Annotated in this window: 24 protein-coding genes; 5 read left to right on the plus strand and 19 right to left on the minus strand. The window is 57.2% G+C overall.

Translation table 11 applies throughout. The features are described 5' to 3' along the window. Nucleotides 1-12: 12 nt before the first annotated feature. From Q8Q08_04660 to Q8Q08_04690, 7 genes are all read right to left on the minus strand, one after another. Nucleotides 13-945, minus strand: a complete 933-nt coding sequence (locus tag Q8Q08_04660; protein ID MDP2653304.1) for a mechanosensitive ion channel — start codon at nucleotides 943-945, stop codon at nucleotides 13-15. Nucleotides 946-954: 9 nt separating this feature from the next. Then, nucleotides 955-1599, minus strand: coding sequence for a peptide-methionine (S)-S-oxide reductase MsrA (gene msrA, locus Q8Q08_04665; GenBank protein MDP2653305.1), 645 nt, complete (start codon nucleotides 1597-1599; stop codon nucleotides 955-957). 153 nt (nucleotides 1600-1752) lie between these two features. Continuing rightward, nucleotides 1753-3021, minus strand: coding sequence for a M15 family metallopeptidase (locus Q8Q08_04670; protein ID MDP2653306.1), 1269 nt, complete (start codon nucleotides 3019-3021; stop codon nucleotides 1753-1755). 19 nt (nucleotides 3022-3040) lie between these two features. Beyond that, nucleotides 3041-3556, minus strand: a complete 516-nt coding sequence (locus Q8Q08_04675; protein ID MDP2653307.1) for a DUF3592 domain-containing protein — start codon at nucleotides 3554-3556, stop codon at nucleotides 3041-3043. 18 nt (nucleotides 3557-3574) lie between these two features. Next, on the minus strand, nucleotides 3575-4816 hold the full coding sequence (locus Q8Q08_04680) for a dicarboxylate/amino acid:cation symporter (protein ID MDP2653308.1): 1242 nt from the start codon (nucleotides 4814-4816) through the stop codon (nucleotides 3575-3577). Nucleotides 4817-4933: 117 nt separating this feature from the next. Beyond that, nucleotides 4934-6676, minus strand: a complete 1743-nt coding sequence (locus tag Q8Q08_04685; protein MDP2653309.1) for a hypothetical protein — start codon at nucleotides 6674-6676, stop codon at nucleotides 4934-4936. Continuing rightward, nucleotides 6666-8678 carry a YfhO family protein gene (locus Q8Q08_04690; protein MDP2653310.1) on the minus strand — a complete coding sequence of 671 codons (2013 nt, stop codon included), beginning with the start codon at nucleotides 8676-8678 and terminating at the stop codon, nucleotides 6666-6668. The genes Q8Q08_04685 and Q8Q08_04690 overlap by 11 nt, the downstream gene beginning before the upstream one ends. A 224-nt stretch (nucleotides 8679-8902) precedes the next feature. On the opposite strand from Q8Q08_04690, the gene Q8Q08_04695 reads away from it, so the two are divergent. After that, complete coding sequence (locus Q8Q08_04695) at nucleotides 8903-9991, plus strand: endonuclease/exonuclease/phosphatase family protein (GenBank protein MDP2653311.1); 1089 nt, start codon at nucleotides 8903-8905, stop codon at nucleotides 9989-9991. On the opposite strand, the gene Q8Q08_04700 is transcribed toward Q8Q08_04695, so the two are convergent. The 11 genes from Q8Q08_04700 to Q8Q08_04750 form a co-directional block, all read right to left on the minus strand. Next, nucleotides 9992-10795, minus strand: a complete 804-nt coding sequence (locus Q8Q08_04700) for an SDR family oxidoreductase (protein ID MDP2653312.1) — start codon at nucleotides 10793-10795, stop codon at nucleotides 9992-9994. Nucleotides 10796-10825: 30 nt separating this feature from the next. Further along, on the minus strand, nucleotides 10826-12295 hold the full coding sequence (nrfA, locus tag Q8Q08_04705; GenBank protein ID MDP2653313.1) for an ammonia-forming cytochrome c nitrite reductase: 1470 nt from the start codon (nucleotides 12293-12295) through the stop codon (nucleotides 10826-10828). Continuing rightward, on the minus strand, nucleotides 12279-12929 hold the full coding sequence (gene nrfH / locus Q8Q08_04710; GenBank protein MDP2653314.1) for a cytochrome c nitrite reductase small subunit: 651 nt from the start codon (nucleotides 12927-12929) through the stop codon (nucleotides 12279-12281). Before nrfH ends, nrfA begins: the two co-directional genes overlap by 17 nt. A 151-nt stretch (nucleotides 12930-13080) precedes the next feature. After that, a complete protein-coding gene (mscL, locus tag Q8Q08_04715) occupies nucleotides 13081-13497 on the minus strand; it encodes a large-conductance mechanosensitive channel protein MscL (protein MDP2653315.1) in 417 nt (138 codons plus the stop codon). A gap of 24 nt (nucleotides 13498-13521) precedes the next feature. Then, the gene (locus Q8Q08_04720) at nucleotides 13522-13884 is read right to left on the minus strand and encodes a hypothetical protein (protein ID MDP2653316.1); all 363 of its coding nucleotides are present in this window, start codon (nucleotides 13882-13884) and stop codon (nucleotides 13522-13524) included. A 129-nt stretch (nucleotides 13885-14013) separates the two neighbouring features. Continuing rightward, the gene (locus tag Q8Q08_04725; protein ID MDP2653317.1) at nucleotides 14014-14943 is read right to left on the minus strand and encodes a hypothetical protein; all 930 of its coding nucleotides are present in this window, start codon (nucleotides 14941-14943) and stop codon (nucleotides 14014-14016) included. A gap of 6 nt (nucleotides 14944-14949) precedes the next feature. Further along, complete coding sequence (locus Q8Q08_04730; protein ID MDP2653318.1) at nucleotides 14950-15504, minus strand: glutathione peroxidase; 555 nt, start codon at nucleotides 15502-15504, stop codon at nucleotides 14950-14952. Continuing rightward, complete coding sequence (locus Q8Q08_04735; GenBank protein ID MDP2653319.1) at nucleotides 15498-15818, minus strand: GIY-YIG nuclease family protein; 321 nt, start codon at nucleotides 15816-15818, stop codon at nucleotides 15498-15500. Before Q8Q08_04735 ends, Q8Q08_04730 begins: the two co-directional genes overlap by 7 nt. A gap of 49 nt (nucleotides 15819-15867) precedes the next feature. Next, nucleotides 15868-16146, minus strand: a complete 279-nt coding sequence (locus tag Q8Q08_04740; GenBank protein MDP2653320.1) for a 4Fe-4S binding protein — start codon at nucleotides 16144-16146, stop codon at nucleotides 15868-15870. A 154-nt stretch (nucleotides 16147-16300) separates the two neighbouring features. Further along, complete coding sequence (locus Q8Q08_04745) at nucleotides 16301-16831, minus strand: hypothetical protein (GenBank protein MDP2653321.1); 531 nt, start codon at nucleotides 16829-16831, stop codon at nucleotides 16301-16303. A 26-nt stretch (nucleotides 16832-16857) separates the two neighbouring features. Then, complete coding sequence (locus tag Q8Q08_04750) at nucleotides 16858-17994, minus strand: hypothetical protein (protein MDP2653322.1); 1137 nt, start codon at nucleotides 17992-17994, stop codon at nucleotides 16858-16860. Between the two features lie 820 nt (nucleotides 17995-18814). Here Q8Q08_04750 and Q8Q08_04755 point away from each other — a divergent pair. The 4 genes from Q8Q08_04755 (at nucleotide 18815) to Q8Q08_04770 (ending at nucleotide 23951) form a co-directional block, all read left to right on the plus strand. Continuing rightward, a complete protein-coding gene (locus tag Q8Q08_04755; GenBank protein ID MDP2653323.1) occupies nucleotides 18815-19879 on the plus strand; it encodes a hypothetical protein in 1065 nt (354 codons plus the stop codon). A 30-nt stretch (nucleotides 19880-19909) separates the two neighbouring features. Beyond that, on the plus strand, nucleotides 19910-21274 hold the full coding sequence (locus tag Q8Q08_04760) for a VWA domain-containing protein (GenBank protein MDP2653324.1): 1365 nt from the start codon (nucleotides 19910-19912) through the stop codon (nucleotides 21272-21274). 62 nt (nucleotides 21275-21336) lie between these two features. Then, nucleotides 21337-23253, plus strand: a complete 1917-nt coding sequence (locus tag Q8Q08_04765; GenBank protein MDP2653325.1) for a HAMP domain-containing sensor histidine kinase — start codon at nucleotides 21337-21339, stop codon at nucleotides 23251-23253. Continuing rightward, nucleotides 23250-23951 carry a response regulator transcription factor gene (locus Q8Q08_04770; protein ID MDP2653326.1) on the plus strand — a complete coding sequence of 234 codons (702 nt, stop codon included), beginning with the start codon at nucleotides 23250-23252 and terminating at the stop codon, nucleotides 23949-23951. The genes Q8Q08_04765 and Q8Q08_04770 overlap by 4 nt, the downstream gene beginning before the upstream one ends. A gap of 21 nt (nucleotides 23952-23972) precedes the next feature. Here the strand turns inward: Q8Q08_04770 and Q8Q08_04775 are convergent, their stop codons facing one another. Beyond that, nucleotides 23973-24323: a PilZ domain-containing protein gene (locus Q8Q08_04775; protein ID MDP2653327.1), complete on the minus strand. Its 351-nt coding sequence runs from the start codon at nucleotides 24321-24323 to the stop codon at nucleotides 23973-23975. Nucleotides 24324-24383: the final 60 nt, after the last annotated feature.

A 24383-nucleotide genomic window follows, 5' to 3' on the forward strand; every position in this document is an offset into this window, starting at 1 on the left:
CCTCCCTCCAGATTATGTTTCTTTATAAATGTGCACGTCTCTCTGCGGGAACGGAATTTCAACGCCGTTTTTCTGAAGGGCATCGAAGATCCCCTTGTTGGTGTCGAACAGGACATCCCAGTAATCGTCCTGCTTGCACCACACGCGGGCGGACAGATTGACGCTCGAATCCCCGAACTCCGAGATGCCGGCCCTGGCCTTGCTGCTGTTCACGATCCGCGCGTCGGCCCGGATGATCCCGCCGATCAGATCGATGGCCTTCTGGATATCGGCCTTGTAACTGACCCCGACCTTGAGCTCCAGAAGCTTGGCCGTGGAATAATTGTGGATGACCTCGCCGATGATGTGCTTGTTGGGAACCACGATCATCTGCCCGTCCACGGTCTTGAGCTCGGTGCGCGGCAGTTTGATGTCCGTGACCTCGCCCACGACCCCGGCGACCTCAATGATCTCCCCGACCTTGAAGGGCTTGGTAAAAATCAGCGTGGCTCCGGCGGCGTAGTTGGACAGCGGCCCCTGCATGGCGAAACTCAAGCCGAAACCCGCCACGCTGACGCCGGCGATCAAAGGCGCGATCTGAATCCCGAAATTTCCCAGGGCCACGATCACCGCGAACGACAAAATCAGAAACTGGACGCCGCTCACCAGGAATTTGGCGATGGTGATATCGATATTTTTCTTCTCCAGGAATTTCCCGAATAGATTGGCAATATACCTGGACACCATCCAGCCGGCGACCAGCACGATCAAGCCGCCCAGCACCTGGAAACTGTATTTGACCACGAATTCCATGATGAGACCCACCAGATTCTTGGCCGTATCGATCTGCTCCGCGGCCACTTCCTCGACCGATTTGGCCTCTGCCGCGGCCTGGGCAAAGGCATCGCCGGCCCAGGACATCCATGCCGCCGAAAACACACACCGTAAAATAGACCGACTTCTCATACCGCCTCCTTATTGATCCTGCTTTTTAGAATCATCGTTCTTCCAGATTTTCTTAAGATATTGGTCGCGGCCGGATGCGAAACGGTAGTACTTGTACGGCAACGGCTTTTTTTTATAGTAATCCTGGTGATATTCCTCGGCCTTGTAAAACGCGGAGGCCGGGGTGATCTCGGTCTCGATCGGCTTGCCGTTGTAGCGGCCGGATTTTCCCAGCTCGGCCTTGGAGGCCTCAGCCAGCCGCTTCTGCTCCTCGCTGTGATAAAAGACCGCGGTCCGGTACTGGGTCCCGACATCGTTGAACTGGCGGTTCACGGCGGTAGGGTCGATGTTGCGCCAGAAGACGTCCAGAAGCTGGGAATAGGAAACCTGGGAGGGATCAAAAAGGACCTCAACGGCCTCGCAGTGGCCCGTTTCGCCAGAGGAGACTTCCTTATAATCCGGGTCCGCTTGGGAGCCGCCGGTGTAGCCGGAGGTCGTGGAAACAACGCCTTTGAGCTTGTCGAACGGCGGCTCCATGCACCAGAAGCATCCGCCGGCAAAGGTCGCTTTTTCCAAAGGATGGGCGTTGGGATCCAAATCCCTGGGTTGGCTGAGAACCAGCGCAGCCGGGACGAAGAGGAATAGGGACAAAAAAGACAGGAATGGGGGTTTCATAGGGTTGCGGTTCATCAAATCACAAATCGCACCCCATCCTAACAACTTACCCGAAGATTTTCCAGCATTTTTTACTGCAGGGTTTGATTTTGAAAGGGGCGTCTGCGGCCTGATGTTCCTGAGGAAGCGCGAACGAATCGGGATGAACGGGGATCAGCAACCCAGAGGCTGAGTGATGAGGACCGGCGACTGCCGGGCATCCAGCCACTCCAGCAGGTGAAGGAGATCCGGCTCGGCAACAGCCACACAGCCGGCGGTCGGCCGGCCGAAACCGCGCCAGACATGGAGAAATATCGCGCTGCCGTTACCCGGGACAACAGGATCGGTGTTGTATTCCATCACAACGCCGTATTTGTACAGATCGTCCTCTCTCTTCATCTTCTCGAAAGATTTGGCTTGCACAGGACCTTGGACCCAGAGGTTGTAATCCGGGGATTCAGGATCGTCAACCCAGAAATCGTTGTCCGTCGCTTGCCGGTAAGATAATCCTGTTTTGACAGATGCCGTGTAGCCGAACGCGGTCCCCAGACGGAAAACCCCGGCAGGGGTGCGGCCGTCGCCTTCACGTTTCTCTCCGGCCAGGGCAAGTCCGTTTTTTCCCAAAACAGCGGCCACCGGGCCGATCACGGGCTGCCAGCTTCCCTCTCCATTTTTCTGCCAGCCGGTCAACAACGCGTCCGCCCCCGACTCCGACAGCGGCTCGACAACAACGGCCTGGGCTGTGTCCGGATCCAAGCCCGCCAGGGTAGCCGGCGGTTCGTCCAGGAACTTTTCCAGCTGGACATCCACCAGCGGGAAATCCTTATAACCGGGATCGTCAAAATGCCACCATTCATGCTCGTAAAACGCGAAACCGCTCTCCCCCATGACACGGGCGAGATATTCGGCGTTCCGGCGGGCCTCCGGTGAGGCCGAAGGACTGTCCCGGCGGGCTTTTTCGGAAAAATCATCATAGGCCGACGGCATTTCCAGTTCCCGCCCCGAAGCGTCGATCAGCGTGACATCCACCGCTCCTCCGCGGTTATGCCTCGAACCGCCGGCGTTGGGATTGGCGACATAACGGTCATCAGGCAGGATGTCCCAGAAAATTTTTTGGACGTACGGCGGGCGGTACCCGTCCCAGACCTTGATCCGGTACCCGTCCCGGAGGAAACGCACGTTGGCGGCGGCCAGTTTTTGCGCGGTCTCTTTACGAAGCGCGCAAGCCGCCACGGGATAAATTTTCTTGCCGGTAAAATTATTTTCCGTCGCGTAACGCAATTCGACGGCGATGTCGGGATCAACATCCTGAACGCGGACAAGGCCTTCAATTTCTTTGACAGCCCCGGCGCAGGACCCCTCCCGGGAAACAATAAATGCGGAGAACGCCAGGGCGAAAATGACAAGGAGCCGGGGGGAAATCCATGAAAACCGGTTGGTCATCGTTATGCGGGAACTTCCCTTATTTTTTGAAAAATGTGGCCCGCCCGCCTCCCCTGGCGGCCAAGCCTGTAAAATCGGCGCGGGAGACCGCGAACATCATCCCGGCGCCCACCAGGGCAAAGACCGACCCGAAAACCGGGAAGAACCACACCCCGCCGTGCATGCCCGGCTCCAGCACCGATTCGTACGGATCGTCCGGATTGAAATGCACCGAGACCTTTGTCCCGACCGGATAACGATTCAGGACCCGCTGGGCGTCCGCGGGGTTGGAGGTATTGAGACTGCCGTAACGGACTTTGCTGCTGACGTACGTCGTCCCCTCCAGAACATATCGATAGGTGACATCCGCGCTGTATGTCGTCCCGCGATCACTGTCGCGATGGCGTCCCATGTCCGAAGACGAGACCACGCCCTCCACCGTCGGCCAGGTCATGCTCAATTTCGATTTCTGGATCTGTTTGAACCCCATGTTCATGACGGCAAGGCCGACGATCAAGAAAATGCTGCAAAAGCCAAAGGCGATCACACGCGGCATAACATCTCCCCCCCCTCCTTATTGTCCGCCAAGATCTTTCTTCATCCAGTTTCTGCCTTCCATCACCCGGGCGACCAGCATGCTCGCCACGTTGTCTCCGGCGGCGTTGACCATGGTGGCGGGCGGGTCCACGAGCGTGCCGATCATGGAGATCACCGGCAGGGCCTCCGGGGGAAAACCGTACAGGGTGACGATCAGGATCTCGCCGATGAAGCCGCCGCCGGGAATCCCGCTCATGACCGTGCCGCTCAGCAGGGCGATGCCGATCGCGGTGACGATCGTGCCGGGCCCGGAAAAATCCATGTTAAAAATCCCGAACAGGAAAGCGATCTTGAGAATGGCGGCCAGGCAGGAGCCGTCCATGTGAATCGTCGCTCCAATGGGGATCACGATCTCGCGGATGTCCTCCGGCACGCCGGTCTTGCGGGCGGCCTCCAGGTTTGTCGGGATCGTCGCGACACTGCTCCCGGTCCCGAGGGCCGTGAACGCGGCCGGGATGATGTTGGTCCAGAATGTCCTCACGCCTCTCCCCCCGCCGGCCAGGAAGGCGTACAGCGAAAACGCGGCAACAAAATACCCGATGGCCAGGGGATAATACAGGGCCATGGCGCGCAGGTAGGAACCCATCAATTCCGGGCCGAAAACCCCGACAAGATAGGCGAAATACGCCCCCAGGCCGACCGGCGCGTACAGCATGATCAGCCGGATCAGCCGTCCCATGACCTCGTTGCCGGCGGCCAGAAACTGCGTGAAGGGGCGGGCCTTCTCCCCGCTCAGGGACGCCGCCAGTCCGACAAGGATCGCGAAGACGATCAGGGCCAGCATGTTTTTCTTGGACAGCAGGTCCCGGAAATCCGCGACCGTGAACGCCCGGACAATCTGCTCGGAGACATTGAACGTCTCCGCCGGCGGCGGGGGCAGCAAGTCCAGCCGGACGCCCGAAGCCGGAGGATAACACATCACCCCGGCCACCATGAGAACGGACGAGACGATCCCTGTCCCGATGAAGATCAGCATCATCCATCCCATGATCCTCCCCAGCCGCTTCCTGTCCCCCATCGAGGCCACACTGGAAGAAATTGAAAAAAACACCAGGGGAACCACGGTGGTGAACAGCAAGTTCAGAAAAACGTCGCCGAGCGGTTTGAGGACCACGGCGCTGCCCTTGAGGCAAAAGCCCAGGACCGCGCCGATAGAAATGGATACCAGCAGAAGAAGAGAAAACCCGTAACTCTTCAGGAATTGTTTTTTGTCCGTCACTCACCGGCTCCTGGAAGCCATTGGGAAAACATCGCCCTTTTATTCTAACAACCGGCCCGGCGCGTGTCCACGCCTAAACCGCAAAATCAGCCATCCCGCGCCTTCCGCCGCAAGGCCCTAAGGCGTTCTCCAGAGCGATCGTCCAAGCTCCTCAATCACCGGATCGATCTCCTCCGGACGGAACCCCAACTCCTTGGCTTTGAGCGCGAAGGCCATGGCGCGATGATAATCTCCGTCCGCCTGAGCGACTTTGGCCGCCACGTAAAACATGGCCGCTTCCCGGCCCGTGTAGGCCGTCACCCGGTAAAGGTTCGCATCCGGCCCGGTTTCCACCAGTTCGGTTTTAATATACCCGGGGAAATCCATCGGACTCCCGTAAAGAAGCGTGCATGGATAAGTATCCAGGGTTCCCGGCAAGGACACGCTGTGGTCAAACGCATGAAAATCGCGGGTCCAGCGATTGTAAAACAGCGCGTCTGGGAATTTGGCCTGCATGAGCCCGGCGTAATGCTTAAAGCCGAAGCAATCGTCCCCGAAATCCAGGGCGGTCATCGGGGAGGAGGAACGGTAATAGCCGAAGATCGCGCAGCCGCGATGCTGGGTATAAACCTTGCGGGAAAATTCCAGAATATCCCGGTTCGCCGCCCAAAGCTGCTGCCGGTAGTGGCAGGACCACGCCGTCGTCGCGGCCACAAAAATCACGATGAATGCCACGGCGAATTTTTGAGCATTGCGGACCCGCCGTCCTGCCGTTGTGTACAGCAAAACCAGCAGGATCCCCGTGAGGCCGTAACCCGGGGCCAGATAATGCGGCGCCGGCTGTTTGAGCACCATCAGGATCTGGCAAAACAAGGCCAGCGCCGCGACTTCAAGGACCATGAACGTCTGTCCCATCGTCTCGCGTTTCTGAACAAGCCTCCAATGCAAAAGCCATCCTCCCGCGCCGGCAAGAAGGATGAAAAGAAGACTGTGCTCGCTCAACAGCCATCGGATCTCTCCCCCCAAATTCTGGAGATCCAGCAACCCCACGCCCCCCGAGCCGTGAAATCCCTTGTGCGTCAGAATGGTCGTCAGCCAACTCCAGACTTTCCCGTAGCGGGGCAGGATCGGCGAAGTCACGGCCACCCACGCCACGGCGAACGACACGAGCAACAGGGCCTTCGATACCCATCGCCGGAAACAAAAAAGAGGAATGAGGATCAAGGGAAGGAAAGAGATCTTGGTGGCTGTCCCCAGCGCGCAAATAATGCCGAAAACAACCGCCATCATCCGGCGGTCCCTAACATTGTCGTCTGTCAACAGCTTCACGGAGTACCCCAGGAACACATTGAGGAATGTGATCATCAGGGTCTCGGAGTTGACATTGGCAACGATGGGCAGGACATATTCGTGACTGCGGTAGGATTTCAGCGTCAGGAACAGAAACGCCGGCAGCTGGATCAACAGGGCCTGAGGGAGGTCTCTGGTTTTCCGATAGGTGTATTGCCCCAGCCAAAACAATGACACCACATACAGAACAAGCATCACCGCGTGGATCGCGCCGAGGTAATATTCCGGGTCGTCAAAAACATGGCCGGCGATCTGCCCCGACGGCATCGGCCAGGTCAACAGCCGGATGACCAGGGCCCCGAGGATCTGCAGGGTGATTCCCGGATGGTCGACAAAGATCGGGGCAACCCCGTCCAGGAGATAGAGCGAATTGACGAGATGGATATACGCCGGATCAAAATTGGGCCCAAGCCAGTAAGGTCCGGCCGCGGATTTGAGCCACAGGATCATGACGGCGGCCCCCAAAGGGATTGCCAGCAAAATCACCCGCGTCTTAAAACTTATTCCGATGGGACCGCGTTTATTTTTCACAAAAAAGCTCCCGGCAGAAATCGGCACAAAAGAGCAGCCCAAACCCCAGCCCCAACAGGGCCAGGACAACGGTCATGGCCGTTTGGGCAGGGCTGTAAAAAAACCGGACGACATTTTCCCCGGCCGACAGCGCGACCGCTTTAAACGCGAGGTTGGCCTCCAGTACCGGGACGGACTTTCCGTTGACCGTGGCCCGCCAATTCGGATGAAACGCATCCGCGTAAACAAGCCAGCCTCCGTCGCCGGGAACCGAAATCCGCGCCACCAGCTCATTGGCGGTAAATTTCTCGACATGTCCCCCTTGCGGAAGCCCCTGGCGCCCCTTCTCTGTTCCTTCCCGAGGAGAAGCCGGCGGTTTCCCTCGCAGCACAACCGGATCCGAGGGGTGACGGATTTTCATAATTTGAAACGCAGCCTCCTCAACCGTGGGGACAAAAACGGCGCGGGATGTTAAATGCATCTTGGGATAATAACACCCGACCAAAAAACGCTGCACGCCGGGAATCGGGACCAGGCGCCTGACCCGGCTGGACAAAAGGTCCATCCGGTAAACAGGGTCGCAGACATCCATCTGCACAAAATTGAAACTGCCCGTGTATTTCGCCGTCATCGGGGAAAATGTCAACAACTGCCACGCCTGCCTCTGGCGGTCATCCAGCGGATCGAGAACGCGGACAGGCTGATAACCGGCTTGATGGACCTTGACGCTATCCATGGCCCGGACCTGCTCATCCGGCAAGCGCGGGGCCTGGGCATGCAGGCGTACCTGAAAAAACATCAAATCACCGAATATCGCCAAAAGCAACAATCCCGCGAGGACGCGTTGCTTCCCCGGGTCTTTGCTCATCCATTTCAAAAACTCATCCACGCCGTACCCCGATCCAAGCAGCACCAGAACTTTCACCAGCGCCGCCAGCGAACCCAAGTGGCGGTAATACGCCATCCCCGGCAAATGATAGCACAGCTTCGCCAGAGCACCTCCAAACGAGAGCAAGGCGACAAAGGCCGTTGTCAGAAAAAGGCAGAAAAAAAGTCTGTCCCGGCATTTGACAACCGCAAGGAGAAAAAATAAGAACGGCAGAAAGCCGATATAAACCGTCATATCGACCGCGGAACTGACCGGCAAAAACGGCGGATCGGCGAACAGAAACGCGCGCAACAGCATCCCCAGGTCCGCTGTCCCTCCATATGTCAAAAAGGACTCCATGGAGCTGGCCCCGGTGCCGGGGTCACGGCCCGGAGAAGAAAAAACCAGGTCCTGCAGAGCCAGACGGTAATAAACGCCGAAATAAACCGTCAGACCCAGAAAGGCCAGGAACCCCAGAATGTTCTCCTTCGTGGCCGATACGAGGGCCCGGAAAACGCCTTTTGTCCGGCATAGCAGCAAGGCCGCGAACACGGCCACAGCCCAGAATTCCGCGATGATGTGGTAAGCCGTACTGCCGACAACCCACCACATTAAGCCCAGTATCCCGGCCCACCACAAAAAAATCGGACGTAACGTCCGTGAAAACAGGACCACATAATAGACCACCCATGGGAGCATATAACCGAACCGCAGACTGTCATGCAGATTGGAATACCAAACCGTGCTCACCGCGGCAGCAACACCAACAGCCAGGACCGCCAGCCGATTTTGATAAATGAGCCGGGACAAACGGTAAACCCCCAGGAGGAAAAAAATCTGCTCGCCCACCACACCGATCTTGAAAAGCAGCATCGCGTCCTCAGCGCGAAAAATCGAACCGAAAAACATGACAACGTAATGGACCGGGGTCAAGACCTGGATCTGGTGAAAATGGGCCGGGAGTCCGTAGGTGCTGAACGGCAGCCATTGCGCGATGTGCCCGTGAAAGAACCATTCGCTGTAAAAAAAATGATAAAAAGAAAACTGATACATCGTGTCGTGGACGGGAATAAACCGCGGATCCAGATACAGCAGGTTGGCGGCAACAACGGCCAGGGCCAGCAGAAAAAAATGGGAATCGAATTTGCGTATCATGAGAGGCTGAAATTTGGGTCAGGGGACATGAGACATGGGACGGCAAGTTCTGTGCCGATGCATTTCATTATAAAGCAACCGCAAACAGCCACCAATAAAAATATCCGTTTTCCTTCCCGCGAAACCGTCCTCGCGTAAAACGCGGGGGACTCATTTTCTAAGGGAGGATGAAACATTTTTGCGGATTTCTGATATACTATGCTCGCTTGACCCCGGAAGAACCTATGCCCCTGATCCCCTTGTCAAAAACACGCAGGGCCTCCTGCCTGGGACGGCTCCTCGTCTTTTTCGTCCTGATCGTCCTGGCGATCCTGTATTTTAATCCCTGGTTACGGAAGATCGCCCTGGACGCGGTCGCGGAGCGTTACCCTCAGACCAAAACCTGGCCGGACAAGGCGGCCAAGGCCGCCGGGGATGCGCGTGATCTGGCCGTCTCCGGGTACAATAAAGGGAAAAAGCTCCTTCAATCCTCCCTGCCCTCGTCATCTCCGGCCCCAAAAGCCGCGCCCCCCTCCCGCCCCGCCAAATTGACCGGGGAAAAAGACGAAATCCGCATCGGCTCGTTCAACATCCGGATATTCTCCAACAACAGCCGCACGGATGACGAACTCCAGCAGATCGCCGATATTCTAAAATATTATGATGTGATCGCCATCCAGGAACTGCGCGACGGGAAGGTCCTCCAGCGGACAACCGATATCCTGGCGCAGATGGGCCAGGTTTACGACTACATCGTCAGCCCCCCGACCGGGCGAGGCGTGAAAGAGCGGTACGCCTTTGTCTTCCGCCCGGACAAGATCCAGCTCATCGGCGAAGGCCGCCTCTACGACGACCCGCGCGACGTCTTCATGCGCTCGCCGTTTTACGCGACGTTCCGGGCGGGGAATTTCGATTTCACCCTGATCACGGTGCACCTCGTCTACGGCGACTTCAAAGACGCCCGGCGCAAGGAAATCCACCATCTGGCCAGGGTTTACCGCGAGGTCATGGACACCGACCCACGGGAAAAGGACATCATCGTCCTCGGAGACTTTAACCTCCCGCCGGTGGACAGCGGATGGGCGGACTTTAAGGCCATCCCGGAGATGATCCATCTCATCAGCCCGCCGGAGAAGACCACCATCACCGACACCAGCCTTTATGATAATTTCTGGTTCCAGAGAGATTCGCTGCGGGAATACACGGGGCGGGCCGGGGTCATCCGGTTTGACGAAAACATGTTCCAAAACGATGACGCCGGCGCCGAACGGGCGGTTTCCGACCACCGGCCCATCTGGGCGGATTTCCGGACGTCGATGCAGGATGACGACTGATCACCCGGCCGTGTGGGTGGTTTTGCGGTGAAGCTCCTGCCTCCGGCGGGCGATCTCGGCGAGGAATTGGCGCGGCAGGAGCCGGACAAAAAAAGGAATGGCCTTGTTCGTGAAGCCGGTGATCGCGATGAGTTTCTTTTCTTTCATGGCTTCATACCCGAACCGCGCCGTCTCGGCGGCTGTCGGTATCCGGCGCTTGCGGGTGACGGACGGATTTTCACGGTAGGCCACCAGTTGGAATTCCGACTGGACCGGGCCCGGGCACAGCACCGTGATGAAAACGCCGGTGCCTTTCAACTCGCTGGCCACGGCCTCCGAGAAGGACAGGACAAACGCCTTGCTCGCGTAATACACGGACATCAGCGGCCCCGGAACGAACGCGGCCATGGACGCGACGTTAAGGATGCGCCCCTCCTTCCGGGCGATCATGTCGTCCAGAAAAAGCCGGGTGAGCTGCATCAGGACCGCCACGTTCACCTGGACCATCTCGGTCATTTTCTGCAGATCGGACCGGGCGAATTCCCCAAACCCGCCGAAGCCGGCGTTGTTCACCAGGACGTCCACAACGATATCGTTGTCCCGGACCTCCTGATAAATGCTGCGGGCCGCGCCCACCTCGGTCAGGTCGCTGATGATGTTCTTCACCGACACGCCGTGTTTCTCGTGGAGGTCCTGGGCCAGCTCTTTTAACCGCTCTTCCCGGCGGGCGACAAGGACCAGGTCATATTGTTCCGAGGCAAACACCCTGGCGAACTCCATCCCGATGCCGCTGGAAGCGCCAGTGATCAACGCCGTCTTTTTCATAGCCCCTCGCTTTGCGTTCAGCCCGGGAGTTTACTTCCCCTGCTCCGGCTTGGGCTGGACCCCTTTGTCCCACTGCGGGATCACGGTCTCCAGGAACTGCCGTTTTTCCGCGATGAATGTGTTCATGTCCAGGCCGATGTAAGCCTGGGCTTTGGCTTTGGTTGAAATGTCCGGCACGGGCACCGGGTCCTTGACCCCGCGCTGCAGCAGCACGCGCGCCAATTGCAGACGGGCTTCCTGGGATTTTTCAATGGACGTGCCCAGGATGCGCGACACTTCCAGTGGTGCATGGAAGGCTGCACCATGGCTGGCCGCCGCGTAGTCCCATCTCCACTGGGCGTGGCGGATCAATTGCAGGATCGGTTTCATTTCCGCTTCGGTCGCGCCGGCGTCCCAGGCGGCCTTGGCCTCGACGTGCGCCTTCACCAGCGCGTCCTCAGCCATGATCCGCAGTTCGCGGACCTTGTCCTGCCGCTCAAAGACGTTCTGCCGCAACGTCTCCTCGTCCTCCCGGTGACAGACCTGGCAGGAGTTCGAAATGTTGTTCAAGGGGCTCTGGATCCAATGGTCCGTGAACTTCACCCCGCCTTCCCGGCGGTAAGGCATGTGGCAGTCCACGCAGGATACCCCACGCTGGGCATGGATGCCCTTGGTCCAAATTTCATAGTCCGGATGCTGGGCCTTGAGCATCGGGGTCTTGCTCAACGCATGGGTCCAGTCCGAGAATCCCGCCGCGTCATAATAATCCTCGATGTTCTCCGCCTCCATCCCTTTGTCCCAGGGGAACGTCAAATATTTTCCGTCGCCCTTGAAATAATATTCCACATGGCATTGGGCGCAGACCATGGTGCGCATTTCCTGGTGCGTGAGGTCCGCGGTCTTTTTACCCTGACGTTCCAGCGCCTCCAACAGCGCCGGGCGGGAGATCCGAAGGCTCATCGTTTTGGGGTCATGGCAGTCCAGGCAGCCGATGGCGTGCGTGACCTCGTGCCCTTTTTCGATCCACTTCCCTTTATAGAATTCCGCCGGGCCGGTCTTGGCCATCATCCGGACGACATCCGGGCTTTTGCAGGACCAGCAGGTGGCCGGCTGCGGAGCGCCCGTGCGCAGGGTGTTGCGGATATCCTCGATCGTGTGCGCGTGGCCGCGGCCCTGGCTGTAATCGCGTGAAAACGCGTAACCCGCCCACAGCACCACCATCCGGGGATCGCGCTCCAGCATGTCGATCATGACGCTCCCGCCCTCGCGGCTGGCGAATTCCCCCTGGGCCGTCATTTTGTAACGGTCATACTGGCGTGGATAGTTTTTCGCCCATTCCTCGCTGCGCACCTCAAGCTCATCGATCGGATGAAGCACCTGGCGGGCCATGCGCGACTCGGCCCGGCGCTCGATGATCGATGTGGCAAAAAGTCCGAAAACGTACACGACCATGGCGGTGGCCAGGAAGATCCCCCAGCCCACGATCGGCCGCTTGCGGATGAGATCAACGATGGTTTTCATGTTTGTCCTCCTCATTCATCGAAGGGTTATCTGGTAAAGGAAAAAACTTTTTGAGCCATCCCGGAGACGGGTCCGGAAGCTGAGGGGATTGAACGTAAGGCGTTGCGGACAAGCTCCGCACCGTGCCGTGGGGGACGTCGCGGTGGCATTCCCAGCACAGCTTGCCGTCGCCTTTCAAATAATCCTCATAGGTTGTCTTGTGAATGCTCACGTCCTGCAAAATACCGGAATGGCAGCGGATGCAGTTTTCCTGGACCACCGCCCGGCCCTCCGGCTTGATCCGGATGACCTGTTGTTCCTGGCGCAGGGTGAAGATGGTGGCGTGCCGGGTCCCGTCCTTGGCCTTGAATTCGTATTTATGAATGATGTTGTCGTGCGGGACATGGCAGTCCATGCAGGTCACATCCCGGCCATGGCTGCCTTTCTGCCAGGTCTCATATTGGGGGACCATCACGTGGCAATTGATGCAGGTCCGGGGATCCTCGGAAAGATACGAGGACGCGTTGGAAACATTAAAAATGAGAAGACCCAGCCCGCAAAGGCCGCCCAACAAAAAAAGGACCGGCAGAAGCCACTCCTCCGGAGGGGCCGCGGCCAGGATCAACGCTTTCAAGTGACGGAACGTCTTTTTCATCCCCTATAGTATAAATAAATTTTAATAATTGTCGTATTCTATCTTGATAAAAATGCGAAAGCTATCCGTAATAGCACGGAGCCCGCCAAAACAAAACCCCCGTCCGGAGGACAGGGGTTTTGTGAAAACAGCAACCGGAACATCCCGGGGCTTACTGATGCTTCAGCAAGTCGCGGATCTCCGACAACAGGAGCTCTTGTTTGGTCGGAGGCGCGGGCGGGGCCGGCTTGGCTTCCTCTTTTTTCTCGAGTGTGTTCATCAATTTGATCATCATGAAGATCGCGAACGCGATGATGATGAAATCTACGGTCGCCTGGAGGAAACTCCCGTAGTTGAGCGTGACCGCGTCCTTGAGTTTCCCATCGGCGCCCATCTCGGCCGCTTTCATGGTCAACTTCAAATCCTTAAAATTGACCCCGCCCAAGATCAGCCCGATGGGGGGCATGAGAATGTCGCTGACCACGGAGGAAACGATCTTGCCGAACGCGCCGCCGATGATGATGCCGACCGCCATGTCCACAACGTTGCCGCGCATGGCGAATTGCTTGAATTCCTGAACGATTTTCATGGCTGGACTCCTTGACGAGCCGTTTTATTGACCGAGACTCCCCATTTTCTTCTCCAACTCCGCCTTCATCTCAGCGGCCTTCTTTTCCGCCAGGGCCTTGATTTCGGCCTGGGCCTTCTCCAGAATACTCTTGGCTTCCGCGGAATTCTGGTCGACCTGCGAGAGGACGTGATTGGCCAGCTTCATGGCATCCTCATATTTCTGGCTGCTCAAAAACGCGTTGGCTTCGCTCACGAGGAATTTCGCTTTTTCATCCACCGTTGCCATGGCCGAGGATTGCTGAATGGCGGCGCCGGCATCAGCCGACTTTGGCTTCTGCGCGCACCCGGTCAAACCCAGGGTAAAAACGACTGCGGTCACCACGAGATACGAAGCGGCTGTCTTCATGGAAGGCCCTCCTCTGTTGATGATCTTGGATATGAAAATCTCTATCGAAAGAGTAATCATACACCCTCTCCCCAAAAAACACTAATCAATTTTGGACAGGCCCTGGAGCGGCGAGGAATCCACCGGGGATTATTGAAATTTGATGACGAACGTAAAGTCCGCTTCCTGGGAAGGGCTGCGGGGCTGAGTATGCCAAAGACTGGCATGGATCTCCGCCGGAAGGGATTCAACCCAAAAATCCAATTCCGGCTCGAAGGGGCTGGCGTTGTTGCATCCGCCGGGGTAATGGCAGCTCTGGCCCAGATGGACAAAACTGTCCAATTTCGACGGCGTACGCGTCAGCTGGCCCATCTTGAATTGCACCCTGGCCGATTCGCTCGGAGAAACCCAGGCATACTCATAACCAAAATCCCGGGCATTATAGCTTCCCAGCATCAACAACGGTTTGTAAAAATCGCCGGAAGAGAACCCCGCCTTTTGTTTTTCCTGGAGAAATCCGCTGTAATCATAGATCGCCACGGCCTTGCGTTCGATGGGGAACCATTCGAGCGAAACCGCCTGCAGATAGATCGGATCACAATTCTCCCCCCGGCGGAAAGCGGAACATTCATCGGCCCACAGGAGAAGAAACGGATTCATCCAGAACCGGCTCTCCTCCGACTCCCCTTCGATGCTTTTCTCGCCGTCGGCATAGCAATACTGCCCCTTCAGCCCCCACCAGGGCCTGCCGTCCATGATGTTGCCGAACAGGTGCAGAGACGGCGTGTACTCCCCCAGAACAAGGCCGGAATGGCGGGCCACGATCTCTTTGCGCATGTTGAAAATGTCCTCGCGGGTCTTGCCGTCCAGTTCGACGGGAGGATAAATGGGGATGGTGACCGGCTCGATCACGTCGCTGACATCCAGGCGCAAACGGTTAGCTTCGGCCGGAAGCTGGACAGGGGCCGGGGGCGGCAAACGGGAAAACCGGGGAAAATAAAATCCAAGTTTCTGAATGACCGCGGTGAGGATGACCGTGAGGACAAGGATGGAAAGCAGCAGGCGAAGCGTTTCACGCATGGGGTATCACTTGGCCAGGAGCTCGTCGATTTTTCCGGTGATCTCCGGGGCCAGCGGGTCTGTCCGGGTGCCGAACCTCGCAACCACGTTCCCATCTTGGTCCACGAGGAATTTATTGAAATTCCAGGTGATGGGCCCTTCCAAACCCGGCAGAGTGATGAGATATTGATACAATGGGGCGATGTCGTCTCCGGCCACGCTGATCTTGGAAAACAGCGGAAATGTCGTCTTGTAGTTCAGCAGGCAGAAACCCTTGATCTGGGCGTTGTCCCCCGGCTCCTGATTCTTGAAATTGTTGGCCGGGAACGCCAGGACCTCCAGTCCCTTGTCTTTGTATTGCTGATAGAGCTTCTCCAGCCCGCCGAGTTGGGGCGTGAATCCGCATTTCGACGCCGTGTTCACGATCAATAACGCTTTCCCCTGGTAATCCGCCAGATTCTTCTCCTCCCCGTCGATGGTCCGGACGGTGAAGACATGAACGTTCGGCGCGTTCTCCGCGGCAGCAGGCCTGACGCACATCACAGAAATCACCGCTAAACAGAAAAGAATTTTTTTCAGCATGTTTTAGGTCCTCTTGATTTTTTGGGAACGGGCAACGCCGGGGGTTCTGACCACCCGTTGCCGACCAGGGCCATTTTCTGGCCGCGGCTCCAGGTCTTGATCCTGGCTTCGCGCTGCATGGCCTGCCGCCGGGTCCGGCATTTTTCAAAATAGGCCAGGGCCTCCACGCCGAACATCCTCGTGTAACGCGCGCCCCGGCCAGAACGGTGCTCTTCGAAACGGCGCGCCAGATCGCTGGTCACGCCCGTGTAAAAAGCGCTGTTGCCGCAACGGAGGATATACACGTACCACATGGGGGCAGGGGATTTTCTCATGCGCCTGGGGTTTCACCGCCTTCCTAAATCAGGAAATATGGGAAGCGGGTCAATCTGTGAATCCGGGGTAATCCGGGCTGTCGACCCGCCAGCTGCCGATGGTCCGGTCGCCATCCATCACGACCCACTGCATATGCATGCCGCCAAGCGGGCAGGCTTCCTGACACCGGCCTTCGCTCGTGCATTTTTCGGGATGCAGGACAACGGCGATCCCGTCCTGGAGAATGATCGTGCCGGAACTGCACATCTCGGCGCAGGTGCGGCACCCGGTGCACAACTCCTGGTCAATGACAGGGACCAACTTACGGAATCTGTGTGTATCGCTCATATTTTTATCCTCGGTATAAAGGTTAAAATGGCATCATGAAAGTCGATCTAATCTTATCTATACTAATTATATAGAAATTCAATAAATCCTGGTAAAAAATTACTTCCCGGGACGTTTCGAGGACGCGGCTAACGCCCCTGACTGACGGCAATAGCTATATTCTCTTGAGTTTTTGCGCCGCCCTCATATAACCGGCGCTCATGGCAAAACAGTAAAACGCCGCCCCGCCCAGACAGGGATGGACAACAAAAAAGACCGCCGTCAACAGGCAAAAAGTCCCCATGGCCGCCAGCTGATAGGCCCATTTTCGATAAATATAAACCGTGGAGAATGTGATCTGGCCGCTGGCAGGCGACTCCCCATTGAGCATTTTCCAATTTAACCCCGCCTCGAGTGTTTGGGCAAGGGGGACCGCCTGCGAAAGCACAAAGCCGCCGGCAATAAAACTAAACCAGTAATCGTCAAAAACCGACGCCACCGCGAAAACAAAGGCCCCCAAGGCCACTACTGGAATAAACGCCCGGGCTTCCTGATCGACCGATGGGATGGTCCCCGTATCCATCAGGATCGACGTCTGCTTTTGTCTCCATCCCTCGGCCCAGCGGCGCAGATAAACCTGGGCCAGCAGGATCGCGGCAAAGAGAACAAAAAGCGCAAATCTCCAATGCGGGCAAAAGTCCACCATGGCCGCCTCCCTTGCTCTTGAACACGTTAATAACTCACCCCCATCTTCAGCCCGAATTCCAGCGTATCGCTTTTGGCCTGAGAGCCCTCGCGCCGTTGTGAAAAATCGGCGCTATACCAGAATGTATGACCACTGTGGGAGGTGAAATGTTTGGTTTCGGAATTTTTGAGGTTCCAATACCGGATGAACGGTTCCAGGTAAAAGCTCGCCATTTCCGTCTCGCGGGCAAGCTTGACCGAACCGCGCAGCCCGAAACCGGTGTCCTGGCGGAAGGTGAGATCATCCAGCACCTCTGTCCCGTTCACCTTGGGGCCGCCGTCGGAATAATGGTTTGTCTGGCGGCCGAATATAAACAGATCATATTCCCCGATCATCGTCATGGTCCAATCACGGGGCATCTGCCGGAAAACCTCAAGCCCGAAGGGCAGATACAGATACCGGGACTCGCGTTCAAAGCCAAAGGCGCCGGAAAAACTGGTAAAAGGAAGCAGGCGGCCCGGAGAGTTGTCGTTCAGGTAACGGTACCCGACACCCATGTACGGGGTCCAGCGCGTGCCGGACATCATGGGGATGTCGTATCCGGCCAGGAAACGGGCCTCATACAGATAATTCCGGTCATTCTCATGGTCGGCGATCCCGTCGCCCTTGAAATCCACATAACCCCAGCCGAGCATGCCTTCCACTTTGAACACGTTCACCATATTCTCGTTTGAAAAGATGTCCCGCCAGGACTGAACGGCCTTATTCTCCGAGAGACGATACGTGTAAGCCCCCTGCACCCCGCTGAACAGGCCCCGCTGTTCCATGAGCCCGGGTTCGCTGTAAATGTGATAATAACTTTCGAGGCCCATTTCCAATTTGGATTTCGGCGCGGAAGAAGGCAGCTGGCGGAGTTTCGTTTCCCGGCGGTCTTTTTTCAAGGATTGCGGGGCATCACCCACAGGCAGAGGCTGGACAGCAGACTGCTCGCGAGAGCCAGGAAACATCTCGCCAGAAATTTTCTCCGCAGGGACAACCGCATCTCCGGTTGGCGACGCGTTGATACGGTCGAGTTCGCGGCTGATCAGGGCGTTCCTCTCCTCCCTGTGGAGCCCTTTATTCTCCCATGCATAGCAGACATTTTCCCAGGCCAGGGAGTCTTCCGCAGAGAGATGCCGCGACACGCAGTTGAGTTCCCGGGAAATTTTTCGCTGACGCTCGCTTTCCGTCAAGGGCGAGCCAGCCCATGAACTCTCCGTAAGGGCCCAAAAAGCGGCAGTGATCAGAAGAGGAAAAAGAATTTTTCGCAAGGGCAAAAGTCCTGGGTACGCGAATGATTATTCGTTTAATAATCATTATAATCAGACATTTTATGAGAATAAACAGTGTTCTTGAAAAAATGAAAGCCCCGGGAAGGAATCCATAAAGCCGCGGACTGCTCTTGCAATCCCTCGCCGCGCCAGGCGAGCTCGGGATTCTCTATCGCGCTTTTCTCGCAAACCTCTATGGAAGCGCGCTAAAAAAAACCGGAGAGTTGGGGAACTCTCCGGCTTGATGAGTGATACGCGGTACTGGTTTGCCAACTGGCCGATGCGTGAGTGGGGTTAGGAAGGAACGACCCCATACGATCGGTAGGCAATAAAATTATACCGCATGCCCGCCCCCTCTGGCAAATTTTTGCCGCACCGCGTCCGGGGCCGCCGCGACACGCGATTTTACAATTTTTTTACAATCATTTTACCCCCTCATGACAACCGGCCTCGCTATCCGTGCGATAGTTGTGTTGATGAATACGCAGCCCCTCACAACAACAGCCCGGATCCCTGACGACCTGCTCAGAAACGGGCTGATCAACCCGGAGGTCCGGGCAGACCGGGGTCTCCGGCATACAGAACGCCCGCGCGCCTGGCGCGGGATCGCCGCCCTGACAAGCACGTCAGGGCGGTTTGGCTATCCCCGGCAAGGGACCCGGCGTCCCCCAAATTTCCAACAGGAGGAATTGTCATGAAAAGTCAAAATGTCAACTGGCTGATCCTGCTCACCATGGTGTTCGTCGCGGCGTTCTGCGTGAAATGGGTCGGCACCGTGGCCGCGAAAGGCGAGCTGGAGAATGTGATCGAGTCTCTGGAGGTCGGGGACCCGGTCTATTACGAGAACCTCACCATCATCCCCATCTACAATACCAAGGCCCGCGACGGAAACAATTACGCGACCCTCGATGAAGCCCTCGGCCGCAACTGGCTTGAGATCACCGAGGTCTACGGCGGCACCGTTCCCAAGGTCAGGATCACCAATCACTCCAACACCTCTGTCTTCATCATGGGCGGTGAGATCCTTTCCGGCGGACGGCAGGACCGGATCGTGGGAAGAGACGTCCTCATCGGCCCGCGCAGCCGCAACGTCATTGTTCCCGTCTACTGCACGGAACAGGGACGATGGAATGAACAGTCCCGGAATTTCTACAGTAAAAAAAATCTCGGCACCTGGAACATGCGAGCCGCGGCCCAGCACGCCGGCCCTTCCACTCAATCCGACATCTGGGGCCACATTTCCTCGTCCTCAGGCCGCATGGGCATCAAATCCAACACCAGCGCCTATCAAAGCCTTTACGAGGACACCTCGGTCCGCCGGAGGATCGAACAGCATGAAACCTATCTGAGAAATATTCCCCAGCTCGAGCGCGACACGGTCGGGGTTGTCATCGGCGTCGGAGGCAATATCGTAAGTGTCGACATTTTCGCCAACCCGGACCTTTTTCGCGAACTCTGGCCGAAGATCCTCAAATCCGCCTCTTTGTCATCAATCGACAGCTCCCGCTCGGGGTCGATCAGCCAGCGGGATGCCATCCAAATCCTGCGGAGAATCCATGACGCGTCCTACCGGCAGAAATCCGCGGTGGATCTCGGCGTGGAACTGTCCGCCTACAACAATGGGGTGAACGCCAACGCCCTGCTTTACCGCGGCGCGCTCCTTCACTTGGCCGCGTTTCCGGCCGGCTACGACAATATCCGCACGAAAAACAATTGGAACAACGATCGCCGCATCCCGGTGATCCAAAGACGCTATTAATCAACGCATCAACACATTGAAGGAGGACATATGAAACGCTTGTTATTCATTCTCGCAGGACTCACCCTTATCTCGGCTGTTCCCTCCCAGGCCGCCCTTGACAAACGCGTAAAGGTCTACGCGGACCTGGATAAACCCGTGATCATGAGCGGGACCCCGGAAAATGTCGTCATCCGCGTCGGGCTCTCCGCCCCGGATATGGACTTCGTAAAACAGAGAATACCCCTTAACCTGGCCATCGTCCTGGACAAATCCGGGTCCATGGGCAGCCAGAACAAGATCCAGAACGCCCGCAGCGCGGCCCTGGAGATTATCGACCGGCTCAATCCCAACGACATCGTGTCGCTGATCGTCTATGATTCCCGGGCCTGGGTCATGGTCCCGGCCCAGCCGCTGAAAGACAAGGGAACGTTCACCAGCGCCATCAACCGCATCAACGCCGACGGCTCCACCGCTCTGTACGACGGGGTGAGCCTGGGCGCCCGGGAACTGCGCAAAAACTTGTCCAGCGAATACTTCAACAAGGTCATCCTGCTCTCGGACGGACTCGCCAACATCGGGCCCTCTTCGACAGAGGAGATCGCCTCCCTGGGGGATTCGCTGGAATCGGACGGCATCACGATCACCACCGTAGGCGTCGGGCTGGATTACAATGAAAACCTGATGGGGGCGCTCGCGGAGTCCAGCGGCGGCAACACCTATTTCGCCCAGGACAGCGACCGCCTGCCGGAAATATTCGCCCAGGAGATCGACGAATCCATGACGCTGGCCGCGCAGAAAGTGAAGATCCGCGTGGAATGCGCCGACGGCGTTGTGCCGGTGGGCTCCATCGGCCGCAAAGCCGTTTACGGAAACCGCGACATGGAATTGACCATCAATAATCTTTACGGCAAAAACGAAAAAAGCGCGATGTTCGAAGTCCAGGTCCCTGCGGGCAAGCCCAACGGCAATCTGGAAGTCGCCCGCGTGACTGTCGAGTATTTCGACCCCAAAACCCAGGAAACCGTCAGCGAGCGCCAGGCGGTTAATATCCGGTTCGACAGCAACCAGGCCGTGGTCGACAAGGCCCTGAACAAAGAGATCCTCAAAGACGCCGAGTTGACCCGGACTTCGGAAATCAAACAGCAGGCGATCGCGCTGGCGGACCAGGGCCACTATCAGGAAGCCGACGCCCTCCTCCAACAAAGAGGGGCCGACCTTGAAAAAGTCGCGCAACAGTGTGATAATGACGCTGAACTGATGGAAGAAGCCAAAAAGAACAAAAGCTCGTCCTGGTCAGAAAACGCTAAAAAGGGGACGACGAACTTCTTCCGCAAACGGATGCATGCCGAATCCCAGAGCCAGATCGGGCAGCAGTACGAACCCGGGTATTCAGATTATTGGGGAAGTAAATAACCTCTGTTCATTCCGGCGGCCTCCCGCCCATAAGCCGGGGGGCCTGCCGGAATGCTCCTAACATGAAATCATCCAAATTCAAAATCCATCTGGGCATCTGGTTCATCCTCGCGGTCGTGGTCCCCAGTTTTCTTCTTGGGATCCTGGCCATCCGCACGGTGGCGCGTGAGGAAGCCTTCCTGGAAAAACGCCTGCAGGACACCCTGTCGGCGGAAACCAGCCACACGGCATCCGCCGTGACGGGACTGCTCGCGGCGGCCAAGGAGGAACTGAACCGCACCCTCACCTTCCGGCCCCAGCAGACCGACCAGGCGTTCCAGGTCTCGCTTTGGAAAAAATCATCCGACCTGGTGGATATCCCCTTTCTGCTGTCTCCCAACCGGGAGTTGCTTTGGCCTTCGGAGGTAGCGCAGGTCTCTGCCAGCGAAAAATTTTTCATCCGGTGGAGTTTGGATTTTTTCAAAGACCTGGAAGCGACACCGGTCTACCAGAACATCGCCCTGGCATATAAAGACAAGATCATCGAGGAAGCGCCCCGTTATCAAACAACCTCCTGGGGAGATTCCTCAGACCAGCAGGCCATGCAACAAAAATCCTCATCTCCCAAATTGGCCTCCCGCAGCCGGGCCCAGAAGTCCGACGCCATCGGCGAACAATACTCAGCCAGCCAGTTCGCCCAATATGAACCCTTGCAAAAAGAAGTGTATTCCGAGGCCACCCAAAAAGGGCAGACCGTTTCCAAAAGAAACATCTATCCGCAAAAAAGCGCGGGACAGCAGGCCCAGGCCAGGATGGAACCCGAAGAGTCCATCTTCATTTCCGAATCGCTCAAATTCAGTCAGATCGTTTCCAAGTCCGACAGCGGGATCATCCCCTTTATCATCAAGGAAAAACTGCGGCTGCTGTTCTGGAAAAAGGACGGCAGCGGACATATCTACGGCTGTCTCCTCAACCAGGAGAGTCTCGTGGAGCGGATCGTGCGCGCCCTGCCTCCTATCTATTCCGAAACCCGGGTCCTGACCGTACTGGATGAAAACGGCAAGCCGCTGATCACGCCGGACCAGAAAAACCCGATCGACTGGCACCGGCCGTTTGCGGCCGCGGAGATCAGCGAGATCCTCCCCCGATGGGAAGTCGCCGCTTATCTGACCGACCCCCGCGCCATTTCCTCGAAAGCGCGCGCGACCGAGGTCCTGACCTGGGTCTTGATCTCCATCCTCCTGGTCTCCATCGTCACCGGCGGGGCGCTGGTCCTGCGGTCCCTGGACAGCGAGATCCGCCTGGCCCAGCAGAAGACCACGTTCGCGGCCACGGTCTCGCACGAACTGAAAACGCCGCTCACGTCCATCCGCATGTTCACCGAAATGCTCAAGGAGGGCCGCCAGCCCGACGAAAACAAACGCCGGCAGTATCTCGACATCATGCTCTCGGAATCGGAACGGCTGACGCGGCTGATCAACAATGTCCTGGACTTTTCCCTCACGGGCCGCAAACAAAAAACCTACCGGTTCAAAGAGGTTGACATCGTAGAGTTATGCCGCAGTGTGTTCGAAGGCCAGCGCGTGCGGCTGGAATACATCGGCTTTCAGATGACCTTTGCCGGCGCGGCGATCGGCCTGCGCGTCAAGGCCGATGAAGAAGCGCTCCGGCAGGTCCTGCTGAATCTCCTGTCAAACGCGGAAAAATATTCCGGAGAGAATAAAGAAATCGACATCGAGATCGTCAAAAAAGACGGGAGCGTCCTGATCAACGTCATGGACCGGGGGATCGGCATCCCGGCCGCGCATGCCCGGCGCATCTTTGAAGAATTCTACCGCGTGGACGACAGCCTGACCGCCAAGACCCGCGGCACCGGCCTGGGGCTGACGATCGCGCAGAGCATCGCGCGCGATCACGGCGGCGAAATTCTCTGTATTCCCCGCGACGGCGGCGGAAGTATTTTTCAGGTTAAACTCCCTTGCCTGGAGGCGTCACAATGAAAGAAAAAATTTTGGTCGTTGAAGACGACGTGGCCATCATGACCGGCCTGGTGGACCTGCTGACCGGCGAAGGCTTCACTGTTTCCTCCGCCACGGACGGAGACCGGGCCTTAGGGCTTTTTTCCGCCAACGCGCCGGACCTAGTGCTGCTCGACATCATGATCCCCGGCAAAAGCGGGTATGAGGTCTGCAAAGAGATCCGCAAGAAGAACGCGACCGTGCCGGTCCTCATGCTGACCGCCAAAGGACAGGAAGTGGACAAAGTGGTGGGGCTGGAAATCGGGGCGGATGATTACATCGTCAAACCCTTCGGCGTCAATGAACTGCTGGCCCGCGTCCGCGCGGCCCTGCGCCGCAGCCAGGCCAAGCCCAGGCGCGAGAAAAACGACGACCCGTTCAGCTTCGGCGACATAACCGTCAACCCAAAAACGTTAACGGGGACAAAAAAGAAAAAAACCTTTCCCGTGACCCCCCGGGAGGTCCATCTCCTGCAAATTTTCCTTGAACACGACGGCGAAGTGGTGGACCGCTTCACCCTGCTGGACGAAGGCTGGGGGATCCAATATGAAGGCACGACCCGAACCCTGGACCAGCACATCGCCAAGCTCCGGCAGAAAATCGAGGACGATCCCGCCTCGCCCGCTTACATCACGACGGCGCATGGGACCGGATACCGGTTCAATTCCAAGGGAAAATAAGAGGTTGCCGCGAAAGGGAGCTTAGACAGCCGTGAAGAATTCTTTGAGTTTGGCCGCGTAAAACCGCACGAACTCCCGCTCGTCGAACTTGATCGGATCGATGATCCTCACCCCGACATTGTAATGGGACTGGTCCTGCGGATTGCGTTCGACACGGACGACCTTGGCGTGGATCTCGATCCTGTCCTTCTCCGGGAGGAGAAGATACATCAGAAGTTCCTGCCTCGGTTTCAACTCCTCCTTCGCCGAAAACGAAACCCCTGTTCCGCTGATGTCCAGCGTGGACGTCTCGATCTCGCGTTCCTGCGGCGGAACGCGGAATTTCATCGGGATTCCCACCTTCAAACGGTGATACGCGCGTTTTTCCTGCATAAAGCCTCCGTCTCAAATAACACCGACATTATAACAGAAATCTTCCTCCGAACATACTTC

The sequence above is a fragment of the Candidatus Omnitrophota bacterium genome, from assembly GCA_030688425.1.
GTDB lineage: Bacteria > Omnitrophota > Gorgyraeia > Zapsychrales > JANLHA01 > JAUYIB01.

Coding starts and splice junctions, on each gene's coding strand:
- Q8Q08_04725 (MDP2653317.1), bottom strand. CDS start 14,943: ATGCGTGAAACGCTTCGCCTGCTGCTTTCCATCCTTGTCCTCACGGTC.
- Q8Q08_04745 (MDP2653321.1), bottom strand. CDS start 16,831: ATGGTGGACTTTTGCCCGCATTGGAGATTTGCGCTTTTTGTTCTCTTT.
- Q8Q08_04660 (MDP2653304.1), bottom strand. CDS start 945: ATGAGAAGTCGGTCTATTTTACGGTGTGTGTTTTCGGCGGCATGGATG.
- Q8Q08_04765 (MDP2653325.1), top strand. CDS start 21,337: ATGAAATCATCCAAATTCAAAATCCATCTGGGCATCTGGTTCATCCTC.
- mscL (MDP2653315.1), bottom strand. CDS start 13,497: ATGAAAATCGTTCAGGAATTCAAGCAATTCGCCATGCGCGGCAACGTT.
- nrfH (MDP2653314.1), bottom strand. CDS start 12,929: ATGAAAAAGACGTTCCGTCACTTGAAAGCGTTGATCCTGGCCGCGGCC.
- Q8Q08_04690 (MDP2653310.1), bottom strand. CDS start 8,678: ATGATACGCAAATTCGATTCCCATTTTTTTCTGCTGGCCCTGGCCGTT.
- Q8Q08_04735 (MDP2653319.1), bottom strand. CDS start 15,818: ATGAGAAAATCCCCTGCCCCCATGTGGTACGTGTATATCCTCCGTTGC.
- Q8Q08_04770 (MDP2653326.1), top strand. CDS start 23,250: ATGAAAGAAAAAATTTTGGTCGTTGAAGACGACGTGGCCATCATGACC.
- Q8Q08_04740 (MDP2653320.1), bottom strand. CDS start 16,146: ATGAGCGATACACACAGATTCCGTAAGTTGGTCCCTGTCATTGACCAG.
- nrfA (MDP2653313.1), bottom strand. CDS start 12,295: ATGAAAACCATCGTTGATCTCATCCGCAAGCGGCCGATCGTGGGCTGG.
- Q8Q08_04760 (MDP2653324.1), top strand. CDS start 19,910: ATGAAACGCTTGTTATTCATTCTCGCAGGACTCACCCTTATCTCGGCT.
- Q8Q08_04675 (MDP2653307.1), bottom strand. CDS start 3,556: ATGCCGCGTGTGATCGCCTTTGGCTTTTGCAGCATTTTCTTGATCGTC.
- msrA (MDP2653305.1), bottom strand. CDS start 1,599: ATGAAACCCCCATTCCTGTCTTTTTTGTCCCTATTCCTCTTCGTCCCG.
- Q8Q08_04695 (MDP2653311.1), top strand. CDS start 8,903: ATGCCCCTGATCCCCTTGTCAAAAACACGCAGGGCCTCCTGCCTGGGA.
- Q8Q08_04730 (MDP2653318.1), bottom strand. CDS start 15,504: ATGCTGAAAAAAATTCTTTTCTGTTTAGCGGTGATTTCTGTGATGTGC.
- Q8Q08_04720 (MDP2653316.1), bottom strand. CDS start 13,884: ATGAAGACAGCCGCTTCGTATCTCGTGGTGACCGCAGTCGTTTTTACC.
- Q8Q08_04775 (MDP2653327.1), bottom strand. CDS start 24,323: ATGCAGGAAAAACGCGCGTATCACCGTTTGAAGGTGGGAATCCCGATG.
- Q8Q08_04700 (MDP2653312.1), bottom strand. CDS start 10,795: ATGAAAAAGACGGCGTTGATCACTGGCGCTTCCAGCGGCATCGGGATG.
- Q8Q08_04755 (MDP2653323.1), top strand. CDS start 18,815: ATGAAAAGTCAAAATGTCAACTGGCTGATCCTGCTCACCATGGTGTTC.
- Q8Q08_04670 (MDP2653306.1), bottom strand. CDS start 3,021: ATGACCAACCGGTTTTCATGGATTTCCCCCCGGCTCCTTGTCATTTTC.